Source organism: Oceanobacillus luteolus (assembly GCF_042678205.1).
GTDB lineage: Bacteria > Bacillota > Bacilli > Bacillales > Amphibacillaceae > Oceanobacillus > Oceanobacillus luteolus.
This window is the reverse complement of the sequence record NZ_JBHUDE010000046.1, coordinates 77,007-100,903: the sequence shown is the minus strand read 5'-3', so window position 1 is coordinate 100,903 and position 23,897 is coordinate 77,007. Positions and strand designations below refer to the sequence as shown.

Here is a 23,897-nt window from a genome sequence, read left to right as displayed (position 1 = left end):
ATAAATTGTTTGGTACTTATCTTTATATGTCTCATCCATTCCCCATCCTTTTTCTCTGTTATCGGCAATTTTCTATTTATACTCCTCTTATCTTAACGTTTAACTATCTCACGCGGTTTACATTAAGATTAAAAGTATATTACCAATCAAATGTTCCGCTCCCGCAACAAATAAAAACACAGGAACCCGGATAGGTTCCTGTGTTTTATGAATGAAAATTCACTAATATATCTTCTTTCGTAGAGAAAGCGAGCTTACTTTCAAAATTGATGAGCGTTTCATCAAGGTAAACATCACCTTCATACCAATCAATCGAGGTGATTTGCCGCATTGGATAAAAATAAAAATCTTTCTTCGTCAATTCTAGACTTGTTACAACGATAAACTTCACATTCCAGTCTTCATCATGGACAAAATCAACTACTTTACCAAGCTTGCCATCCTTACCATGTACCCGCGCATTCATGATTTCCTCATGGCTTCGCAGGCTACTACCATGTTGATGGAGCAATATTTCCCGCTCCTCTTCGATTTCATTAGGAATTTGCTCTCTGCGTTGGGGATCTTGCTCATCATGGAATACCCCTAATGCCCGATGCTCATTGCCCACCAATACATCATTCGGCCAATAACGCGTCCAACCGAAATAGTTCATAAGCTGATTTTCATGTTCCCTCGTCAAATCTGTATTTTCAGGAACAGCAGGACTATTTTTAATGGTGTTTTTATCATACTCCACTTCAATGGTTTCATTCTCTGGATTAATTCCTTTAAAAGCACTCGGTGGAAGAAGTACCTTGCGCTCCGGCAACCACTTTCTTGTATCCACAATAGCATAACGGATTTTCCACGCATGATCATCCATATACAAGTCCTTCACTTTACCCATTTCTCCATCTGTCGCATCGATGTTATAAGTAAGCAACTGAGATGTAAAATAATACATCGATTCCACCTCCATAAAGTTCCCTAGGCATGTTTGTTTTACAGATTCCATACCCCCTATGGAAAGCGGATAAACTAATCGTTGTATTCGAAAAAGTAGTCAATCGGAACGAATAGACCCACTTTTCCATGTATATCATGATTCAACGTGGCGAAAATGACACCAATCACTTTACCATCTTTATTAATAATTGGACTTCCGCTGTTTCCTCGGTAAACAGGCGCTTGAATCATTAAAACCGGCTTCTTCCAACTTGATAATTCGGTATAGCCAATAATTGTCCCTTCGTTGGCTATACCATTAAAACGAAGCGGATTACCGATAAAATTAATTTTTTCATCCTCTGTAAAATCACTTGTTTCTGCTAACGTCAAGTATGGCAAGTTTTCACCATTTGTTTCAACAATTGCCAAATCAATATCGGGATATTCTGCGACTACCTTCCCTTGATAAAGTCCTTCTTCGGGAAATGCAACCGTTACACTTTCCTCCCCTTTGATAACATGGTGATTCGTAATAATCGTTCCGTCCTCATGGATCGAGAAGCCTGTTCCTTTACTGTCACCTGTTTCAATAACTACTACCGCTTCTTTATACTCTTGTATTTCTTCTTGCTGAGATAATCGAGTCGACGTAATTAAAAAATCAATTGCTGGAATTGAAAAGGTTTGTGGAAGTAAGGCAATTACATTAAACAACATCGCAAATGCAATCACCCAAAAAATCCACTTAGGAAACGGACGCTTCGTCGTCGCCTCTTTTCTTTCTTTCGCACGCTGAATTGCTTTTTGACGCTCTTCCTCTACTAATTCATATAGTTCTTCTTCATCAATTTCTTCATATAAATCTTCATCAATGACATCAGTCTTTTTTTCATTCTTTTCTTTATTCTCCATACGCACCCCGCCTATGAGACACTTGCCCGAACTCTACCTTGTTGCATCTGATACATTTGATAATACAAACCTTTTTCTTCAATTAGTGTATCATGATTACCGCGTTCTTTGATAGTTCCACGTTCAAGTACAATAATGCGATCTGCGTCTTGAATCGTTGATAGACGATGGGCAATGACCAGCGTAGTACGGTTTTTTTGGAGCACCTCCAGTGCATGCTGAATCACACTTTCCGTTTCTGTGTCCATATTCGCTGTCGCTTCATCTAATATTAAGATTGCCGGATCGAATGCAAGGGCTCGAGCAAAAGAAATCAACTGCCTTTCACCCAGTGAAAATGTGCTCCCACCCTCGGTGACGATTTCATCATAACCCTTAGGCAATCTTTTAATAAATCCTGTTGCACCAACGGCTTCTAAAGCTTTAATCGCTCTTTCTCTGGAAATGGCTGGGTCATTCATCGTGACATTCGAGAGTATCGTTCCCGTAAATAAAAACGGATCTTGAAGTACTATTCCCATATGGCTTCGTACTTGCTGTCTGGATAATTCTTTTGTGGAATAGCCATCAATGGTGATGTTACCTTTTTGTGGGTCGTAAAATCGGAACAGCAGGTTCATGATTGAACTTTTCCCTGAGCCTGTATGGCCGACAAAGGCTGCAGTTTCACCAGGTTTCACTTCAAATGAAATATCCTTCAACACATCATCTTCACCGTTATAAGAAAACGTCACCTGATCAAAAACCACGTGTCCACGATATCGGTTGATTTTACTGTTCTGGATAGCTTCTCCTTTATGATTCATCAGTTCAAATACACGGTGGCCTGCCACACGTGCCTGTTCAATAAGCGGCAACTGATTAACAATATCTGTTACAGGTTCAAATAGACGGGTAATATAATCCACAAAAGCGTAAAGCATCCCGATGGAAATTATACTCGTCAGATTGAGTGAACCCGAACCAAAATACCAAATGAAACCAACAAAGGTAATATTCCTTAACACTGTTACTAAATTATAAGAAGTTAATGCGCTCAAACGAACTAGCTTCCTTTGATACGTAAAATGCCGCTCATTGAGCTCTTCGAATTCATCTTGTGTACTTTTTTCTCGATTGAAAGCCTGGATAATTGGCATGCCTTGAATTGCTTCATTGATCTTCCCATTAATATCACTGATTGTTGCACGAATGACAGTGTTATATTTCGTTCCAAAATATTGATAACCTTTCATCCATAAAAAGATGACAGGTATTAAAATTAAACACATTGCTGCAAGTCGAGCATCCAAAATGAACAAAGCGATGAAAATCCCTGTCATATACACTATACTCGATACAATTATCGATAATACACGTTCATACAGGTCACGAATTGCTTCTGTATCATTCGTTATCCGGGAAACAATCGTTCCAGCTGGCCTATCAATGAAGTAATTGATCGGAATACGTTGGGTTTGTGCAAACAAATCCATACGCATCTTTTTAATGATTTGATTGGAGGCTTGCTGCAAGAGATACGTCTCAAAAAATTTAAACACACCGGCTATAAGCAGAAGTACCATATATAATACTAAGAGCAGGATGATGGGGCGTTGTTCCGGTTCAAAAAACGCATACATTTCTTGAAGGTTTAATTTTATTGCATCGTAAGTAAGAACATCCTCACCGAATTCAATACTGATCTGGCTATCCCCCACTTCCCTAACACCAGAGAGCGGCGCTTGATCATCAATCATGTAATAGGATGTACCAACTTGCATTAAGGTGTGTGGTTCTCCAACCACTTCATCTGTTTGCAACAAACGGTCGACTCGTTTATAATACTTGTCATCATAAGCAATCGTATAACGATCGTTATCCTCCACTACTTCCTGCCAGTAGCCCTCCACGCCCAAAATATGATCATCAATTACTGTTTTAGCTATAAATGGGCCAGCAAGCTCTAACGTTACGGCAATTGCTAAACAAATCAATCCTATAAAAATCCCTTTTTTATAATGAAGCGCGTATTGAAATAGTCTTCTTTCTGTTGATTTCTTTTTCATGCTCCGCTATCCCCCAGTCGCTCCAACTGCTGCTGTTCATATTGTTCCTTGTACCAGCCATTTTGTTTTAACAGCTCTTCATGGGTTCCTTGCTCGGTTATTTTTCCATTGTCAAGGACAATAATTTGATCAGCATGTGTTACCGCTGATAACCGATGAGCTGCAATAAACGTCGTTTTATTTTTTCTTTCTTCCCGCAAATGTTGGATGATCATGGCTTCCGTCTTTCCATCTACAGCGGATAAGGAGTCATCCAGAATTAATATTTCGGGATCCTTAATAAAAGCCCGCGCCAATGCTACCCGCTGCTTCTGACCACCCGACAATGTAATTCCACTTTCACCAACTTGGGTATCCAACCCGTCGGGAAGTTGTTTTATATCATCAAGAAAATGGGCTAAATCTAATATGCGATAAATCTCCTCATCCGTCGCATCTTCTTTCCCATATTGGATATTTTCACGAATCGTTTTTGAAAACATCATCTGATCCTGCGGGACATAACCAATCCAATTGCGAAGCTCCGCTAACTCCAGCTGCTCTATAGGAATACCAGAAAAAATGATACTGCCCTTCATTCCTGAATATTGTCTCAACATCAATTTAAATAAAGTTGTTTTTCCTGCTCCTGTTTTTCCAACAACACCAATCGTTTCTCCCTTTTTCACATGCAATTCTATAGATTTCAACTGATTGTACTCTGTCCCCGGATAGGAAAACGTCACTTGATTGAAATCAATCGCATCCACACCGCGCAGCTGTTTCCCCTGTTCAGGATTCTGGACATCCGCTTTATAACTCATCGTGTCCTCAATCCGATCAAGTGAGGCATTCCCACGCTGTAGTATATTAATCAGTTCACCAACAGCGAACATTGGCCAGATCAACATTCCTAAGTAAACATTAAATGTAACCAAGTCACCTAACGTCATCTTGTTCTCAAAAACGAGAAAAGCTCCATATCCTAATCCAATCGTATAAGAAAGCCCAACGAGGATTTTAATCGTCGGTTCAAATAAAGCATCAATTTTTGTCACTTCCATATTTTTGAGATAAACGTCTTCTGTCATCTTGTCAAACCGATTCAATTCTTGCTCCTCTTGAACAAACGCCCGGATGACACGTACACCGCGAATAGATTCAAGCACTTCATTATTCATATTTCCAAACGCGTCTTGAGCCTTCATGAACCGAGAATGAATGGCAGAGCCGTATTTATTCATGACAACCGCCATGATAGGCAATGGCAGAAGAGCGGCCAATGTCAATTGCCAACTAATCGTAAAGCCCATCATACCGATAATCATAATCATGAAAATACTGGAATCAACGAGAGTCAGAACCCCAAATCCAGCTGTTTGACTAATTGCTTTTAAATCGTTGGTTGCCCTTGCCATCAAGTCACCAGTTCGATACTTACCGAAAAAAGTTGGAGTCATTTTAAGAAAATGCGTCATTAACTTTGTACGCAACCATTTCTCCAAAATGACCGCACCACCGAATAACGTATAATCCCATAAATATGAAATCGTATAATGGATGACGATAAGTGCTAAATATAGAAGGATGATGAATTGTAAACTCTCCCAAGTTAATGTTTCGTATTGAATCTGGTCAATCGTATAACCTATTATCTTTGGAGGAATTAAACCGATCGCACTCGCTGTACAGAGCGCAATAATTGCAAACATATAACGTTTCCAATAAAACTTGAAAAACCAATCCAGTTTCTTAAATACTTGAAACATCTTTCCACCCACTCTCTAAATTCCCCGAATAAAAAACACACGTGTCTATCGACTCGTGTGTCAGAAATCAATAATATACATAAAAAAATACGGCCACACGTCTTTAGAGTGACCTTCACTCTATGCTACAAATAAAGGTCACATTTGATATTTTATTTAATGAATATACAACTAATGAATTCATCTTCATGACCTCCTCCTGAACGAAAATTAAGATACCTTAATAATTATAGTATTTTGAATATATTTGTCAATCACTTTTATATTTTTCACACAAAAAAAGAATAGCTCATATGAACTATTCTTCATGGAATATTATTTTTAACTGGAGTTCGATTTATTTTCAATTGTTGAACGCTGATTCCGTTTATTACCATAATTAATCATCCGTTCTACTTTCAAATATTCAATTCTAGTAGCTACAACAATATCATGAACAGATACAAAAGGGTTTTTCCTGATGAAATTCCATACTTGTTCGCTATCATGCAAGCATGTCGCACATAACATAAAGGGACTATCAACCAATAAATCCTGACACAATCGACAATTTCGAACAATTCTACTCTTCATCTTCTCACCCCTTATTTTCTTTCCCCTATCATACAGTACTCCGTATAGTAATACAAGCACTTATTTTAAATTTTTAGAAAAGTTGACCTATACTTTCTTACTTCTTTAGCTAATACTTTTTGGCATATTTTCTCTTATATCGTCGAAATATAATAAAGAAGCAGGATATTTTTTCATGTCTAATCCATACTATGAAATATACAAACCTTAGGTGGGGTAATTATGCGACCAGCAAAGAAAAATAATGGAAAGTCTGCACTTCCTATGAGTGTAGATCAACTAAAAAACAAAGTGGAATCCCTCGTTATCAACAGCCAAGACTTGAATTACACTACATATCAGCAGAATGAAAAACAAATTGCGGTATTTTATATCCCATTTCTCATTGATCACACAAAACTAGAAGAAAGTCTCTTAAATCCGTTACTATCCATGGAGTCCGATTGGTCAACTGATACCATATTAAGTGGAATACCACTTGCATCAGGTAAAACGACTACAAAATTGGAAGATACAGTTAATGGTTTAAATAAGGGTGAAGTTTTTTTATATTTAGAACAAGATAAACAGCTCATCACTTATAAACTGTCAAAAAGTGAAAAACGTGCCCTCGAAAGGGCTGAAACAGAAGCGATTGTCATAGGTCCCCAGCTAGCCTTTACAGAATCAATGCAAAGCAATTTAAACGTAATCAGCTGGCGATTAAACACTCCGGATCTAGCACGGGAAAAAATAATGGTAGGCGAACGGAATCCGAAAGAAGCGAGGATTATTTATCTAAAATCAGTTGCAAACGAAACAGATGTCAATACCATGCGGCAACGCCTGAATGACCTTAAAGTGGATATGATTGAAGATATTCATATGTTAAAACAATATATTCTCGATAACTCCACTTCCGTCTTTCCTCAATACGTTGCAACTGAATTGGTCGACCGAGCGACCTACGCCGTAAAGGAAGGAAAAATTATTGTACTTGTTGAGGGTAGTCCACTGGCTATGGTTGCCCCTTCTACTTTTTTTAGTTTTTTCGAATCGACGGAGGATCGCTATTTTCATTGGAATCTGAGCAGCTTTATTCTTTCTCTACGATTTCTTGCTGCATTCGTTACCTTGATGTTGACGCCGATGTATGTCGCTGCAACTACTTTTCATTATGAACTGATTCCATCACAACTTCTCATGTCCATCGGTCAATCGCGGGCAGCGGTTCCTTTTCCACCAATTCTTGAAGTAATCATTATTGAATTGGTCATCGAACTCCTCCGGGAAGCGGGAGCGAGACTGCCTACTAAAGTAGGTCAAACAATTGGTATTGTTGGTGGTGTTGTTGTCGGTACAGCAGCTGTTCAAGCCGGAATCACCAGTAATATTCTGATTATCTTAGTTACACTAAGTGCCTTGGCGTCCTTCTCGACACCCAATTATGTTATGGGGAATACACTCCGATTTGTCCGATTTCCATTGATTATATTTGCTAGTATGTATGGGATAATCGGAATCATGTTTGGTATATGCTTATTAGTCATTCACCTTGTTCGTTTAGAATCACTTGGCAGACCATATCTAACTCCATTATATCCATTGAGGTTAGCTGATTTTAATAAAGTATTTTTCCGTCTGCCGGAGCAGAAACAAGGTAGACGCTTTTTATCCTACAGACTTAAGGATAAACATACTTACGGGAAAAATAAAGCAACGGTGAAAAAAGATAATGAAAAGTAGGGGATCGAATGAAAGTAAACCTTGATATTCCAAAGAATAAACAATTTCAATCCTTCTATCTTTTTGCCATCCTCGTCTCTGTAACAACAGGTGTTGAAATGATTGGTACACCCCGGATTATTTTTTTAGAAGCAGGGCACGACGCATGGATATCAGTCATAATTAGCTATTTATTGATTGTCCTGCTTCTATTTATTATGTTGTATATTCTCAAACAATATGAAAACGCAGATATATTAGGAATACATGCCGACCTTTTTGGTAATTTTATAGCAAAACTAGTTGGAACGCTGTATTTCTTTCATTTTAGTACTGAATTATTCGCAGCACTATTGATTTATATTGAAATTATTAAAGTATTCATTTTCCCTGACAGTAATAACTTTATTCTTGGCTTGATGCTGATTAGCTTAATTATATACACTGTGCTTGGTGGTCTACGTGTCGTAATCGGCGTATGCTTTATTTTCATGATTTGTTCGTATTGGTTAGTATTCCTATTAATTGACCCGTTACGGCAAATGGAATTAATTAACTTTCTTCCAATTATGGATAGGAGTATAACGGATGTTGCGATTAATGGGGTATTAGCCACCAGTTACACATTCACTGGTTTTGAAGTTTTATTCTTTATTTATCCCTTCATCCAAAATAAAGAAAGAGTGAAAAAACCGCTTTTCCTAGGTATTTCATGGGTAGCTTTCGTTGTCCTTCTAACCACCATCATCTCTATAGGATTTTTAAACCCAGCTCAATTAGAACGGAGAATTTGGGTCGTATTAACTTTATTTAAAATCCAAACCTCACCTATCGTTGAAAGACTCGATTACGTTGTTGTCGCAGAATGGATGATGATCACGATACCTCGCGCGGTTATTCTAATGTGGTGTATTATCTACATTCTAAAAAGAATATATAACATCCCAAAGAAGATAAGTCTTTATACTACTTTGGGTATTGTTATGGCTCTTATTCCTTTTATCCGCCAATATTATGATATTCAGACAATAATTGAAATCTCCAAGTATTTCGATATGGGAATTGTATATATTTATCCGTTAATTCTTCTACCCATTGTGATTATCAAACAAAAGATCAAAAAAAAGCGAGGAGGAAAACAGCATGCGGAAAGTTAACTTTCTATTACTATTAATTTTGGTTATTCTTCTGCAAGCCTGCTTAGCTCCTACTCAGATAGAGGAAACAGCTATTGTTAATACACGAGGTGTAGATTTAATTGAAGAGAATCAAGAACGAATGCTTGAAACGGTTATCGTTCCTTATATTTTTGATCCAGTAGTACAAGAAACTACGAGTTTACTTACCGGGAGAGGAAAAACCCTAAAAGAAGCCAGAGAAGATGCGGGAAAAGAATCCAGTTATTTGTTGTCGCCTGGTAAAATAACCTTGGAGTTATACGGAAAAGAAGCGGCAGAACAAGGTATCCTGCCATTTGTCAGTGCGCTAGTCCGTGACGCCCGGGTTTCAGAAAAAATGCTGTTAGCTGTAACGAATCAAACAGCAAGAGAAATCATTGAACTGACCTACGAACAAATCACGATCAACAAATCGGAATTCTTTAAAGACTTAATCAACAAGGAAACAAGACAAAATAAGTTACCAATCAGCGAATTAGTTAATGTCGACCGTTATATTGAGGAACCTGGTATTGACCCGCTTCTTCCGATAATCGATGATGTGGAAGGCCGACCGACTCTTGTTGGTGCAGCTGTCTTCCACGATGATCGCTATGTATTAGAAATATCTTTAGAAGATTCATTCTTAGTTAATCAAATGAGAAGAAATGTTAGTAAAACTCTTTTAAATGCGAGTGTTCCATTAGAGAATTATCGAGATCATTTAATAGGAGAGATTCCTGCCGATACAGAAGAATTACAAATTTCTATGCATCTCAGTAAAGGAAATGGAAAACTTAAAATTATTGATCAAGATTCATTAGCCTTTGAGGCAAAAATTAAAATGAGACTTGAGGTGCTGGAAACTTCCATACCATTGGAGATCAACACTAAAAAGATTTCTGATCAGTTAAAGAACGACATAGAATCCTATTACAAGCAAAAATATGAAGAATTGTTAACAAAATTACAGGATGTGAAGTCAGATGCATTTGGTATTGGCAGAAAGTACATCGCTACGAGAAAAGGGAGCAAAACTACCGGGAAAGAGTGGGATGAAAAGTATCGGGATGTTTCAGTGGAGTTCTCTGTTGATGTGGAAATCATTAATACCGGTGCTTTTGGATAGACTCAGAAATTCTTGCACATATAAGACATCGAGCAGCAGAAAACTGATTTTCTGCTGCTCTTTTAATTATCTTTTCATAGCCTGTTCAATAATCTTAACAACCCTGTCTCGACTGGCTTGAGGTTCAAATTGTTTCATTTTATCCCGGATTACAGGTGAACTAGTCATGAGGTGTTGCAATTCCTCGACAAGTTTTTTCTCGGATAGCTCTTCTTCTTCAAGTACACGAGCATAACCTTTTTCTTTAAATGATCTGGCATTTACAATTTGGTCTCCTCTGCTCGCTTCCAAAGATAAAGGAATAAGCAGCATCGGAATCCGTAATGCCAAGAATTCGAATATGGCATTAGAGCCTGCTCTGGAAAGTACATAATCGGTAGCAGCAAAAATATCCTTCAATTCTTCATTAACATATTCAAATTGAATATATCCATGTTGATCAAACTCCCGGTTGACTTTTCCATGTCCACAAATATGGATGATTTCAAATTGCTTCAGTAATTGTGGCAGGCTTCTTCTTACCGTCTCATTTATCTTCTCCGAACCTCCACTTCCACCCATGATGAGTAGAACTGGTTTATCACCTTTCAGCTGAGCAAACGTAAGCCCCTTTTCACGTGATCCTGTGAACAGTTCTTCACGGATTACTGCACCGACATGCTCTCTTTTTTGCTCAGGTAGAAATTCTAAAGTTTCTTCAAAGGTTGCAAGTACCTTCTTGGCGAATGGAATCGATAGTTTATTCGCCAGCCCTGGCGTATAATCCGATTCATGAATAACCGTAGGTACACCACGAAGCTTAGCCGCAATTACAACGGGCACAGAAACAAAACCGCCTTTTGAAAAAATGGCAGCTGGTTTTTTCTTTCCAATAATCCGATAAGCTTGCAATGTCCCTTTTAGTACTTTAAAAGGGTCCTTAAAATTCTCAACAGACATATAACGTCTTAACTTACCTGTAGAAATCGGGTGATATGTCACCCCTTCTAATGGTTCAATCAGGTTACGTTCAATTCCATCATACGAACCGATGTAATCTATTTCCCAGCCGGCATTTTGGTATACCGGAATCAGTGCTAAATTTACAATGACATGACCAGCAGTGCCTCCGCCGGTAAAAAGAATGCGTTTCTTACTATTCATCTAACGTTCTCCCTCTCTATATTGCTAATAACAGAATCTTTCCTATAAGTATAACGTATACATGGTATAATCTAAATTGCTGTTTCAATTATCTAGTGTAATCGAAATATGATTAAAAAGGAAGAATAACATGTATACTACATCGAGTCTTAAATCTAAAATAAAATTATTTATTTATATTCTTATCCCTGTGCTTGTCACACAGGTTTCCATGAATTTAATGAGCTTCTTCGATACGCTTATGAGTGGTCAAGCAGGGGCAGTCGACTTGGCAGGGGTTGCTATTGGATCCAATCTATGGATACCAGTGTTTACCGGGATAAATGGTATTATTCTAGCGATTACTCCAATTATTTCCCACCTTCATGGTGGAAAACAAAATCAACTGATTGCTAACAAAGTTTACCAAGGTATCTATCTTTCCATAGTTCTAGCCATCGCAGTTATTATATTAGGAGCGATATTAATCAATCCGGTACTTGCGTTGATGGATTTGGAGGATAGTGTTAAGCATATTGCGAAATACTATCTTATTACTCTCGCAATAGGGATTATTCCTTTATTTATCTTCAATACACTTCGAAGCTTTATCGATGCTCTTGGACAAACTCGATTATCTATGTTTATTATGCTGATTGCTTTACCTATAAATGTTTTCTTGAATTATATATTTATTTTTGGGAAATTCGGAATTCCTCCATTAGGGGGCATAGGAGCTGGAATTGCAACTGCGTTAACCTATTAGTTGATATGCGGCATTGCTATCATTATATGTGTACGATGGCATGTTTTTCGTCCTTTTGATTTATTTTCAAGCTTCAGTAAACCAAAAATTGATGACTGGTTGGAACAGTTAAAAATCGGTGTTCCAATTGGTTTTGCAATATTTTTCGAAACGAGTATATTTTCTGCAGTGACTTTACTGATGAGCGTATACAGTACATACACTATTGCTGCCCACCAAGCTGCAATGAACTTTGCCACTTTATTATATATGATTCCACTTAGTGTTGGAATCGCACTTACCATTGCAGTTGGTTATGAAGTGGGTGCAAAACGGTTAGATCATGCCAAAACTTATACAAAAATAGGAATTTCTAGTGGGTTATTTGTCGCTTTATTTACCGGTTTCGTACTATTTGTATTTAGAGATCCTGTAGCAGCATTGTATAATTCAACCCCTGAGGTTATTGATTTGACGAGACAATTTATCATATTCGCTGTTTTTTACCAGTTGGCTGATGCTATCGGCGCTCCAATTCAAGGTGCGCTTCGCGGCTACAAAGATGTGAATATTACACTAGTCATTGCGCTTGTATCTTATTGGGTAATTGGACTGCCGACTGGTTGGATCCTAGCAAACTATACGAAACTTGAGCCTTTTGGTTATTGGGTAGGTATTATTGTTGGTCTTAGTTCGGGGGCTATAGCATTATTCATCCGATTAAAAGTCGTTCAAAGAAAAATTGCCAAATCAGAAAAGAGCTCCGCAGCTATTTAGCATAGTTGTGGAGCTCTTTTAACATTATATATTAACCTTCTAATAATAAATCATATGGGTCTTCAAGCATTTGCTTAATACGAACTAAGAATTGTACCGCATCTTTACCATCGACGATTCGGTGGTCATATGATAGTGCCAAGTACATCATAGGTCGAACCTCAATACTATCATCCGGCATGACGACTGCACGTTTGACGATGTTATGCATACCTAAGATCCCTACCTGTGGAGCATTCAAGATAGGAGTCGATAACATCGAACCAAAGATTCCTCCGTTAGTAATCGAGAAAGTTCCGCCTTGCAAGTCTGATAGAGCAAGTTTATTTTCTCTTGCCTTGAGGCCAAGGTTCATAATTTCTTTTTCTACTCCAGCGAAATCTAGGCGATCGGCGTCACGTACAACCGGAACGACAAGTCCCTCCTCTGTCGAAACCGCAATACCAATATCATAGAATTTCTTGATGACTAATTCATTACCTTGAATTTCAGCATTCAGTAGCGGGAATTCTTTCAATGCACCAACGACAGCCTTTGTAAAGAAGGACATGAATCCAAGTTTCACACCATGTTTCTCTTGGAACTTATCCTTGCGTTCTGCACGTAGCTTCATGACAGCAGACATATCAACCTCATTGAAAGTTGTCAACATGGCAGCTTCGTGTTGAACATTTACAAGATTCTTCGCAATCGTTTGACGACGACGTGTCATCTTCACTCGTTCTACTGGTTTTGTAAATTCAGTTGTTTCTTGTTGTTTTGGTGCCTCTTGTTTCGGTTGTTTTGCAGATTCTACAAGTTGAGCGGCAGCTCTTTCTACATCTTCTGGACGTACACGGCCAAGAGGATCAACAGGTGAAACCGTACTTAAATCAATATTGAGTTCACGGGCACGTTTTCTAGCTGCAGGTGATGCAATCACTTCTGACTTCTCAGCAGCTGCTTGCTGTTCCTCTGCTTTAGGTGTTTCACTTTGTGCTGATGGTGTCTCTTCCTTAGCTGGAGCCTCTTCCTTAGCAGGAGCTTCCGCTTTCTTCGGCTCTTCAGCTGGAGCAGACGCTGCCACGGCTTCTCCATTTTCATCCAGTTTTCCAACTACATCACCAACAGTTACATCTTCCCCTTCAGCAACTGCGATTTCTGTAATTACCCCGGAAAACTCCGAATTCACTTCTACGTTTACTTTATCCGTTTCAAGCTCAATCAAAGGGTCCCCTTTTTCAACTTTGTCCCCTTCTTTGACTAACCATTCAGCGATTGTTCCTTCAGTAATAGATTCAGCTAATTCTGGTATTTTGATGTCTTGCACCAGTAACTCCCCCTTAGTTTTTTGTTAATGCCTGATTGATGATACTGCTCTGTGCTGCTTTATGGAAGATTGGAACTCCTCCTGCTGGTGCAGCTCGTCTCGGCCTGCTAATAACACTTAATGTTTGATCATCCTTCTTCAGATCTCTTAAATAATCACTTACAAAATCCCATGGCCCCATATTTTTCGGTTCTTCTTGTACCCAAACAATCTCCTTAACATTCGGCAACTTGTCTAATTCAGCTTTCAGTTCCTTCTCAGGGAACGGATAAAGCTGTTCGACACGCACGATTTGCAGCCAATCGTAATTTTCATCTGACTTGGACATCTCTTCTTCAATATTAACCATTACTTTACCGCTTCCTATCAAGAGGCGTGTAGCTTTCTCCCGGTTCGGCTCGAAGTTTGGTTGCTGTCTGAGCGGCATAAATTTGCCCTCGGAAAATTCTTTGGCTGTTGCACCCATTAACGGATTTCGAATCATACTGCTCTTTGGTGTCATCATCACTAGAGGCCTTGCTTCATCACGTCCTCTTAGCGCAGCCTGTCTCCGTAAAATATGGAAGAGCTGTGCAGATGATGTGACATTGGCAATAATCCAGTTATTTTCTGCTGCACCTTGTAAGAACCTTTCTAATCTGGCATTAGAGTGTTCTGGACCTGCACCTTCATAACCATGCGGTAAAAGAAGAACCATATTGGACTTCTCTCCCCACTTGGCCCGTGCTGATGAGATGAATTGATCAAAAACAACTTGAGCAACGTTGGCAAAATCGCCAAACTGAGCTTCCCAGATTACAAGTGTATTAGGTGATTGAACACTATAACCATATTCAAATCCTAGTACAGCCACTTCAGAAAGCGGGCTGTTCCTCACATCAAATGATGCTTTCGCCTCTGATAATCCATGCATAGGACTGTATTTCTCATTCGTTTCCACATCACGGAGGACGATATGTCGGTGAGCGAAAGTACCACGCTCGGTATCCTGTCCAGTAATTCGAATTGGAATACCATCTCGCAGAATTGAAGCAAATGCCAATGCTTCACCTGCACCCCAATCCACTATATTGCCTTCATCCAGCATTTTAGCCCGACGTCCGAGGATACGCTCTGTTTTCTTAAAAGCATTGAAACCTTCCGGACGGTTCAGAAGCTCTTGATTTAATTTTTTAAGTACATCCAAATCTACTTTTGTTTCGAACTTCTCTAATCCATTCAAGAGATATTTTGGCATTTTCGGCAGTTCTGGTTTGCCGATTTTCTGCTCGTTCATATTGCTGTAAATACCATGCAATTTATTATAGATTTCTTCTTGAAGTTTTTCATAGTCACCAGATTTAATTGTTCCTCTCTCTACAAGACGATCAGCAAATAATTTTGCTACTGGTGGATGATTATCAATTTCCTTGTACAATGTCGGCTGTGTTGTACGTGGTTCATCCATTTCGTTATGTCCATGGCGACGATAACCTACTAAATCAATGAGGAAATCTTTTTTAAACTTCTTACGATATTCCCAAGCAATTTTCACTGCAGAGATACATGAAATCGGATCATCTGCGTTCACGCGGATGATTGGAATTTCAAAGCCCTTCGCCAAATCACTTGCATAACGAGTAGATCGCCCATCTTCCCTATCCGTCGTATACCCTAATAAGTTGTTGGCGATAATATGTATGCTTCCTCCAGTATTATAGCCAGGCAAATTGGATAGGTTAAGTGTCTCTGCAACAACCCCTTCACCGATGAATGCCGCATCACCGTGGATTAATAGAGCGACCGCTTTATTTTCATCACGCTTCGGATAACCTTTTTCTTTCCGTTCATCCTGTGCAGCTCGTGCAAAACCTTCCACCACCGGATTGACAAACTCTAGGTGGGAAGGATTGTGTGCTAAAGTAATTCTTGTCTTCGCTTCTTTATCACTTGGATAAGCTTTTGTTCCCCCATAGTGATATTTAACGTCGTCTGTCCACCCATAGCTGATTGCCTGTGAACCTTCAGATGGCATAAGTTCCTTATCCGAAGTATAGTTAAACTCTGAGAAAATCTTATCATAAGGCTTCCCTAATACATTTGCTAAAACAGCAAGTCTTCCCCGGTGTGCCATACCCATCATGACATTTTTCGTGTTGTCTTGAATCGCATGATTGATGACCTCATCAATCATTGGCACCATCGACTCCAACCCTTCGATGGAGAAGCGCTTTTGCCCAACAAAAGTTCTCGCCAGGAAGCTTTCGAATCCTTCAACATCTACTAATCTCTGCAATAGATTTTTTCTTTCTTCATCTGTCGGCTCTACTCGCGCGTTTCCAGATTCTATAAAATCAATGAACCATTCTCGTTCTTCATGATTATTTACATGTTCATATTCAAATGTCATCGTACCCGTATAGTATTTCTTCAAACGATTAATGACATCCAGACCATTTTCCACATCTGCAGGTGCTTTATCCCATAGCCACTTTGCAGGAATTTCTTTTAAGTCTTCATCCGTTAATCCGTACGTACTCGAATCCAGGTAAGTAGTATTTTCTCCCTTATAACCACCTACTGGATATATGTCCGCTTCGGTGTGTCCGTAACGTCGAATAGCCTCAACATATTTCAAAGCTGAGGTGATTTTTTCCATATTTACATCTGCAAAACCTTGAGATGGCGCTGCTGCAGTATCATTTTCTCTCTCTTCCAGCCAAGCTGGCTCTCCATATGTATCAAAGATTTCTTTTAAGGAAGCTTCTACTGCTTCGCTATTTTCTTTATACAATTCATACTGCTCTTCGATATACCCCCTGTTTGGTCCATAAATCTGACGCCAAAACTGTTGTACAGATTCCCCATTCTGTATCACTTTTGATACCCCCATTGAAGTATTATTGCCGTCTTGTAAACGGTTAAATATTTATTGTAAGGACGGAAGTCGCATCCACATATAAATATACATCAAATTAATGTTTGTTACAATGATTCCATCTCGGAAAAATGGCCGCAAAATTTATGATAACCCTTACATTTATCCAAAATCAATAAAACTTTGTTCAAACCTCTATATTATTTATCCAAATTCGAGATATATAAAACATTTAAAAATACGACAAAAGGCGACATTTTTTGAATGTCTTGGTTTTCGGTTCACAATTCAAGTTGAATTCGTTATAATAAATCCATATAATAAATTTTGTGTTGGTTTTATAGTTGAAGGAGGACTTTTCATGAAGCTAGCTTTAATTCTAGGAGTTTGTGTCACTTTCATCATTTCCATGTTTACATCAGGGTATGAGGCTAAGCCGGGAGTACCAAAGAATAATCAGTAATTTGTAACTGTATATCAGCAATAGTTTACAAAACATAAATAAACCGTCATCTTTTGCAGATGACGGTTTATTTTTTCGATTCCAATTAGACCAGACCACGGAAACCTTGCTGTCTTAACGCTTCATATATGATGATTGCTGCGGTATTGGATAAATTCAGCGAACGGACTTTGTCGTTCATATGAATTCTGAGGCAGTGATCTTCTTTTCCTTCTATTATTTCTTTGGGTATTCCTGAAGATTCTTTACCAAAAACAAAGAAATAATCTTTATCTGACTTACTGAAATCATAGTCGGTATAATGCTTTGTTCCGAAGTTTTCAATATAATAGAACTCCGCTTCTGGGTATGCTTCATATAACTCATCTATGGATTGATGCTCAACGACATCCAAATGTTGCCAATAATCTAGACCAGCGCGGCGTAACATCTTATCTTCAGTTGAAAACCCTAGCGGGTGAATAAGATGGAGTGTCGTATCAGTAGCTAAACAAGTTCTTCCAATATTACCTGTGTTTGCAGGAATTTCTGGTTGATATAGTACTACATGTAAACTCACTTTTTTAATCTCCTTAAATATACAAATTAACTTTAATATTATAGCACGTTATTCACCAATGCGGAAAAATTTATATTGGATGTTAGGTGTCCAAGCAGCGGAATCTTCGTATGTCCAGTAGCGATTTCTGCTATTATTTGTATGTGCATTGACAAGCGGCATCCCATAAAAGTCTTTATTAACAACAATCGTGTTATGGTCCCACCTGCCATCACCTTCAAAATCATAACAAATTACGTCACCTAACATGAGATCTTGAGGATTTTCCAGTTCCCTTCCTCTTAACCCCACTGTCGAACCACTTAAATACCAACGTAGTGAATGGGCGACCGACCAACTGTAACTCCAATTATTGCCTTGGTACCACCAGCCTCGATCCCGCTGTGGAGCCCCACGCATCGGTGCACCGCCAGCATATAAACATTGGGAGATATAATTCGTGCAATCATCATCGAACACCCGAAATGCAGGATTATAACTATTCCACCATCGTTCGGCATAACGGACGGCTTCTCTGCGATCATAAACGAAGTCCTGTCTTCCACTTTCTTCGGCCTCTTTCACTTGAATGGAAGGTGTTTTACGGTTCGGAATTTCCGGTAAAATTTCTTTATAATTAATTATTTCCCCGTTTTTCCTCTCCAACCGATAATGCAAGACTTGCTCTTCTAAATGGTAACGACCTTCTTGTTTAATTAAAAAACGCAGATGAAGTAAATGATCTTCGTTTGTTTTGTCGTCATACCTTATATTTTGGAAAGGTTCTCCCCTGCCTTCCACTTTAACAATACTCCCTTTTTCCCTTTCCCATAATTCCTGCTTCCGCTCCCACCAAATGGGCTGTTCCTTTTCATCTGATAAAAGTTTTGTCCAGTATTCGCTCATCTCCATCATAAAAATCGCCTCCATTAAAGTATATGGAGGCAAGCTTGTATCATTTTCTTTTTTTATGGTTGTAATTCGAATTTCAATCCTTTTTCCATTTCAAAGAGAACATGTTCGTCTTTTTCAAACTTCATGGCATCTCGAATTGCGTCAAAAGCCTCAGACGTACCAATCTTACCTAAAGACCAAGCAGCCGTACCACGAATCATCGGTCGCGGATCTTCTTTCATAACAGTCGTTATTTCTTCTACAGCAGTTTGATCCTTGTAATGAGCAAGCGCAAGCAACGCATTTCGTTGCAATGGCTTCTTACCGCGCCAAGCTCCAGATAAATGACCGAATTTTTCCTTGAATTCCCGATTCGACATCCGGAGCATCGGCTTCAGCTTAGGTTTAGCAATTTCCGGATCTGGTTCAAATTCTGGATGCAAATGGAAGTCCACCCCTTTATTATATGGGCATACTTGCTGACATGTATCACAGCCATAAATCCGATTACCGATTTTCGAACGGAACTCTTCAGGCAGAAAATCTTTTGTTTGCGTCAGAAAAGCGATACAGCGTTGTGCGTTCAGTTGTCCGCCCTGTACAAGCGCTCCTGTAGGACAGGCGTCGAGACATTTACGGCAGTCGCCACAGCTGTCCGTAACTGGATCATCGGGAATGAATGGCAAGTTTGTAATCAATTCCCCAAGATAAACAAAAGAACCAAATTCCTTTGTAATAATCGATGTATTTTTTCCACTGAAACCAATACCGGCTCGTTCAGCAACAGCCCGATCAGATAATTCTCCAGTATCAACCATCACTTTATTCACCGCATCAGGGTATTTTTCTTTTATAAAATTAGAGAGCTTTTCCAATCGGTCACGTAAGACGACATGGTAGTCGATTCCCCATGAAGCTCGGGCAAATATTCCTCGCCTTTCTTCTTTTGTACTGCGGATTTGATTTTTTATTCGTGAAGGGTAGGCGATGGCAATGGAGATGATTGACTGGGCTTCAGGCAATAATCTTGCCGGCTCTGTACGTTCTTCAATGGTGCCTTTTTCAAATCCTGATTGATAATTCAACTCTTGCTGTCGGCGTAATCTTTCCCGCAGTTCACTGAATACATCAGCTGAAGCAAAGCCAATTTTATCTATACCGATTTCTTTACTATAATCGATTATTTCCTGTTTCAACTCATCAATCCTCATCAACGCCCACCTCCTTACTTTTCTATTAATTTAACATTAATGATTAAACAGTTTCAATTCCATTTTATACAAATTGCTGAACAAAATACTACTATCTGAGGTCCACAGTCCAAATACCTCTCGCTTTCCGCGGGCGGCTGATGAGCCGCCCACGGAAAGCGAAGGTGTATCGGGAGCTGCGAGCCTACGGAAGAAAGTATCCCCCAGTCTATCAGCACTCTATTAATAATATTATGAAATATGTGCTGGAATATAAAAAACGCAACGCCTCGTAACCTTCATTTACGAGACACTGCGTTAAACACATATGTATGGAGCGGGTGAAGGGAATCGAACCCTCATCATCAGCTTGGAAGGCTGAGGTTTTACCACTAAACTACACCCGCAAACAAATTAGTTTATTTAATGACAAAACCAATTATAGCAACTACGTAAAAATAAATCAAGGAAAATTTTAAAATAAATTAATAAATAATGAAAGAGCCCTCTCTAACCCACATATTCCTAAGCTGTTTGTTCCTGAATCATACTCAAATTCATCGACAAATTATTACATCAGTTCACGATAACGATATCTTTTCATAAAATAATTATATGCAAAACATTTAAATTGTGACTATTGTAAAATTTTTTAATCAAAAGATTTACATTCCAAAGTAAAACCGATAGACTAGGATTAAATTTGTAATACAGAAGGGTGAGTTGAGATAATGTCAGTCTTTCCAATTGTCTTTGCGCAAGGATCATTTATGCATAAAGACAAACTAAAGTATCCTTTTGAAGAACGGGGATTGCAATTCGGAGATGGAGTTTATGAAGTAATACGAATTTATCGGGGGAAATATTACTTATTAGAAGAACATATCGATCGTCTGTATCGTTCACTGTCTGAAATCAAAATAAATTTTCCACACGATAGAGATGACTTTATCCATATACTTGAAAGTTTGCTTACGAAAAATGAAATGAAAATGGATGGAAAAGTATACCTCCAAGTAACACGTGGTTCTGCACCAAGGAATCATATATTCCCACAGAATACAGAACCAAATGTATATGCCTACATTGAACCTGCAGCACGGAATATGAAAGAAATGGAAAATGGCGTCTGCGCCATTACACATCCAGATATTCGCTGGAGTTTTTGCCACATCAAAAGTCTGAACCTTCTGCCTAACCTTCTTGCGAAACAAGAAGCTAATGAAAATGGCTGTTATGAAGCAATTTTACACAAAGACGGGACGGTAACAGAATGCAGTTCCGCTAATGTGTATTTTGTGAAGAACGGAAACATCTATACTCATCCGAAAACTAACGGGATCCTTCACGGATGTGTACGCATAGCGGTAGAGCGATTTGCAGAAAATCTTGAAATTCCATTTATTGAAGATGCTTACCATGTTGGTGATATCAAAGATGCCGATGAAGTATTTTTATCGAGCAGTACTTCTGAAATCACTCCAATCGTCAAAGTTGACGATCATCAAATTAATGATGGACTTCCAGGACCGATTACTCGAAAGCTTCAACATGCCTATGCATTGGATGCAGGAATTGAACCCATCATTCCAGAAACCTTAACTGAAGCTTAACTAAAATAATGCGCAGTGTCTGCTAGTTTGATAGACTTGCGCATTTTTCCTAAATAAATATCATTTCGACATTCGAAGGAATCCAGTATGTCACACTTAATAATCGATTAAGGAGGAATAAAGTTGAAAAAATCCAAGCGAGCAATAACTCCAGAAGACCTAACAAAAATTGAAGTATTAAGCGAGCCCCAGTTCACGAAAGACGGTACAAGTTACACCTTTGTCTCTACCAAAATCAATGAAAACAACGAGTATGAAGCAAATATTCACCTCCAGCAATTACATGAAGAAAAATCGACTCCATGGACGTACGGAAAATATAATAATAGCAATCTGTCGTTTTCACCTGATGGAAGACAAGTTGTCTTTCAGTCAAACAGAAGTGGGACGCCACAGCTATGGATCATGCATACCAACGGAGGAGAAGCTAGGCAACTCACCACATTTAAACATGGTGCTTCAAACCCGCATTGGTCTCCAGATGGCAAGTATATTATTTTCACTGCTTCCCTACATGAAGACGATGATGTAGCAAGTCAGAAAGAATTGTCAAAAGAGGAAAAACAACAGCTGACAGAAGCAAAAAGTCAGGAGCCTCTTGTTGTGAGCACCCTGAAATATAAATCAGATGCAGAAGGTTTTCATGATGATAAGAAAACACAACTTGTATCTTACTCCTTAGAAGGCAACACCTTCACCCAATTGACGAAAGGTGACTATCATCATCTTTTTCAGGATATCTCACCAAATGGAAAACAAATTCTTTTCACGGCCAACTTAAGTGATAATGCGGACTATGAACTAACAAATGACTTGTACCTTTTAGACCTCCACTCAAACGAAATAAAGAAATTGAATGAGCGTTCCGGTTACCATCAACGGGCTGTATTTTCACCTAGTGGAGAGAAAATCGCTTGTCTCGGTCATGAATATGATTATGCAGGAGCAACCTTAACAGAACTGTATATTTTTGATTTGCAATCGGGAGAGCGTCTCTGTATCAGTAATGAATGGGATCTTCAACTTGGCGATTACATCATTGGTGATATGCGTTTAGGGGCCTCGGAAAACGGACCTGTTTGGTCAAAAGATGGAGAGAAGATATTCTTTATTGCAACCGATCGTGGATCGACTGGACTCTATCAAGTGGACTTGGAAAGTAATTTGGAAATACTTCATAAAAATGATAGTCATGTATTTGGTTTCAGTTATCACAAAGAAACAGATAAGTTTATTATAGGTATTAGCTCGCCAACCAACCCTGGTGACTTTTACTTGTTCGAACGTGGATCAGAGTTACGGCAATTGACAACTACCAATAAAGAATTCCTACAAGAGGTTTTCATAGCAACACCGGAAGAGTTAGAAGTAACTACAGAGGATGATTGGAAAATTCAAGGATGGCTACTAAAGCCATATGGATTTGAAGAGGGGAAAAAATATCCTTTTGTATTGGAAATTCACGGTGGACCTCATATGAGTTATGGACAATCCTTCTTCCATGAGATGCAATTACTTGCTGCCAAAGGATATGTGGTGCTATACACTAACCCTCGTGGCAGTCATGGATATGGCCAGGAATTCGTCAATGCATGTCGTTCCGATTACGGCGGGAAAGACTATGAAGATTTGATGGCTGCGGTTGATTATGCGTTAGACAATTACAGTTTTATCGATGAAGACCGGCTCGGTGTGACTGGTGGGAGCTATGGTGGTTTTATGACGAACTGGATTGTCGGTCATACAAATCGCTTCAAGGCGGCAGTTACCCAACGTAGTATCTCCAATTGGCTAAGTTTTTACGGTGTCAGTGATATCGGCTACTTCTTTACAAAGTGGGAGCTTGGTCATAACTTGATGGAAGATCCTAAAAAACTATGGGACTTCTCTCCTCTGAAGTATGCAGAGAACATCGAAACACCATTATTGATTCTTCATGGTGAGAAGGATTTCCGTTGTCCCATCGAACAAGGTGAACAACTTTTTATTACATTGAAGCATCTACGTAAAGAAGTGGAGTTCGTTCGCTTCCCTGATGCAAATCATGAATTAAGCAGAAGTGGGAATCCTAAACTTAGGATTGCTAGATTAGAGCATATTTGCCGCTGGTTTGAAAAGTATTTATAATCTCTGTCGCCAGTAACCCTATCGTAAAATAACCAGCTCTATATGTATATTAAAATATCCC

The 23,897-nt window shown here is 38.9% G+C and carries 16 protein-coding genes, 1 tRNA gene and 1 pseudogene; 6 read left to right on the top strand and 12 right to left on the bottom strand.

Annotated features, from left to right (window positions below; translation table 11 throughout):
• Positions 1–205 precede the first annotated feature (205 nt).
• The 5 genes from ACFSBH_RS10445 to ACFSBH_RS10425 all read right to left on the bottom strand — a co-directional run bounded on the left by ACFSBH_RS10445 (position 206) and on the right by ACFSBH_RS10425 (position 6,211).
• Entirely contained in the window at positions 206–946 is a 741-nt protein-coding gene (locus ACFSBH_RS10445; protein ID WP_251512111.1) for a PRC-barrel domain-containing protein, read from the bottom strand.
• 74 nt (positions 947–1,020) lie between these two features.
• A complete protein-coding gene (locus tag ACFSBH_RS10440) occupies positions 1,021–1,842 on the bottom strand; it encodes a S1 family peptidase (RefSeq protein WP_251512115.1) in 822 nt (273 codons plus the stop codon).
• Between the two features lie 11 nt (positions 1,843–1,853).
• Complete coding sequence (locus tag ACFSBH_RS10435; protein ID WP_251512117.1) at positions 1,854–3,890, bottom strand: ABC transporter ATP-binding protein; 2,037 nt, start codon at positions 3,888–3,890, stop codon at positions 1,854–1,856.
• Positions 3,887–5,638 carry an ABC transporter ATP-binding protein gene (locus ACFSBH_RS10430; RefSeq protein ID WP_379597398.1) on the bottom strand — a complete coding sequence of 584 codons (1,752 nt, stop codon included), beginning with the start codon at positions 5,636–5,638 and terminating at the stop codon, positions 3,887–3,889. Before ACFSBH_RS10430 ends, ACFSBH_RS10435 begins: the two co-directional genes overlap by 4 nt.
• Positions 5,639–5,959: 321 nt before the next feature.
• The gene (locus tag ACFSBH_RS10425; protein WP_251512122.1) at positions 5,960–6,211 is read right to left on the bottom strand and encodes a hypothetical protein; all 252 of its coding nucleotides are present in this window, start codon (positions 6,209–6,211) and stop codon (positions 5,960–5,962) included.
• A 222-nt stretch (positions 6,212–6,433) separates the two neighbouring features.
• Here ACFSBH_RS10425 and ACFSBH_RS10420 point away from each other — a divergent pair, with 222 nt between their 5' ends.
• Genes ACFSBH_RS10420 through ACFSBH_RS10410 form a run of 3 tightly spaced genes read left to right on the top strand, consistent with a single transcriptional unit; the run spans position 6,434 to position 10,201 of the window.
• Positions 6,434–7,936 carry a spore germination protein gene (locus tag ACFSBH_RS10420; protein WP_251512124.1) on the top strand — a complete coding sequence of 501 codons (1,503 nt, stop codon included), beginning with the start codon at positions 6,434–6,436 and terminating at the stop codon, positions 7,934–7,936.
• 8 nt (positions 7,937–7,944) lie between these two features.
• Positions 7,945–9,072, top strand: coding sequence for a GerAB/ArcD/ProY family transporter (locus ACFSBH_RS10415; protein ID WP_251512126.1), 1,128 nt, complete (start codon positions 7,945–7,947; stop codon positions 9,070–9,072).
• Positions 9,059–10,201 carry a Ger(x)C family spore germination protein gene (locus ACFSBH_RS10410; RefSeq protein WP_251512129.1) on the top strand — a complete coding sequence of 381 codons (1,143 nt, stop codon included), beginning with the start codon at positions 9,059–9,061 and terminating at the stop codon, positions 10,199–10,201. The genes ACFSBH_RS10415 and ACFSBH_RS10410 overlap by 14 nt, the downstream gene beginning before the upstream one ends.
• A 66-nt stretch (positions 10,202–10,267) precedes the next feature.
• Here ACFSBH_RS10410 and ACFSBH_RS10405 read toward each other — a convergent pair whose 3' ends face one another.
• Complete coding sequence (locus ACFSBH_RS10405; RefSeq protein WP_251512131.1) at positions 10,268–11,344, bottom strand: undecaprenyldiphospho-muramoylpentapeptide beta-N-acetylglucosaminyltransferase; 1,077 nt, start codon at positions 11,342–11,344, stop codon at positions 10,268–10,270.
• Positions 11,345–11,474: 130 nt separating this feature from the next.
• On the opposite strand from ACFSBH_RS10405, the pseudogene ACFSBH_RS10400 reads away from it, so the two are divergent.
• Positions 11,475–12,845, top strand: a pseudogene (locus ACFSBH_RS10400) (MATE family efflux transporter).
• 31 nt (positions 12,846–12,876) lie between these two features.
• Here the strand turns inward: ACFSBH_RS10400 and odhB are convergent.
• The 6 genes from odhB to ACFSBH_RS10370 all read right to left on the bottom strand — a co-directional run bounded on the left by odhB (position 12,877) and on the right by ACFSBH_RS10370 (position 20,503).
• Positions 12,877–14,154: a 2-oxoglutarate dehydrogenase complex dihydrolipoyllysine-residue succinyltransferase gene (gene odhB, locus ACFSBH_RS10395; protein WP_251512134.1), complete on the bottom strand. Its 1,278-nt coding sequence runs from the start codon at positions 14,152–14,154 to the stop codon at positions 12,877–12,879.
• A 13-nt stretch (positions 14,155–14,167) separates the two neighbouring features.
• The gene (locus tag ACFSBH_RS10390; protein ID WP_251512136.1) at positions 14,168–17,011 is read right to left on the bottom strand and encodes a 2-oxoglutarate dehydrogenase E1 component; all 2,844 of its coding nucleotides are present in this window, start codon (positions 17,009–17,011) and stop codon (positions 14,168–14,170) included.
• 548 nt (positions 17,012–17,559) lie between these two features.
• Positions 17,560–18,033 (bottom strand): tRNA (uridine(34)/cytosine(34)/5-carboxymethylaminomethyluridine(34)-2'-O)-methyltransferase TrmL, encoded by a 474-nt coding sequence (gene trmL / locus ACFSBH_RS10385; protein WP_251512138.1) that lies wholly within the window; start codon positions 18,031–18,033, stop codon positions 17,560–17,562.
• A gap of 48 nt (positions 18,034–18,081) precedes the next feature.
• Positions 18,082–18,927 carry an amidase domain-containing protein gene (locus ACFSBH_RS10380; RefSeq protein WP_251512141.1) on the bottom strand — a complete coding sequence of 282 codons (846 nt, stop codon included), beginning with the start codon at positions 18,925–18,927 and terminating at the stop codon, positions 18,082–18,084.
• Positions 18,928–18,980: 53 nt separating this feature from the next.
• The gene (gene queG, locus ACFSBH_RS10375; RefSeq protein WP_251512253.1) at positions 18,981–20,117 is read right to left on the bottom strand and encodes a tRNA epoxyqueuosine(34) reductase QueG; all 1,137 of its coding nucleotides are present in this window, start codon (positions 20,115–20,117) and stop codon (positions 18,981–18,983) included.
• Positions 20,118–20,429: 312 nt separating this feature from the next.
• A tRNA-Gly gene (locus ACFSBH_RS10370) sits at positions 20,430–20,503 on the bottom strand.
• A gap of 324 nt (positions 20,504–20,827) precedes the next feature.
• Between ACFSBH_RS10370 and dat the strand changes: the two genes are divergently transcribed.
• A complete protein-coding gene (dat, locus tag ACFSBH_RS10365) occupies positions 20,828–21,709 on the top strand; it encodes a D-amino-acid transaminase (protein ID WP_251512143.1) in 882 nt (293 codons plus the stop codon).
• A gap of 123 nt (positions 21,710–21,832) precedes the next feature.
• Positions 21,833–23,836 (top strand): S9 family peptidase, encoded by a 2,004-nt coding sequence (locus tag ACFSBH_RS10360; protein ID WP_251512145.1) that lies wholly within the window; start codon positions 21,833–21,835, stop codon positions 23,834–23,836.
• Positions 23,837–23,897 lie beyond the last annotated feature (61 nt).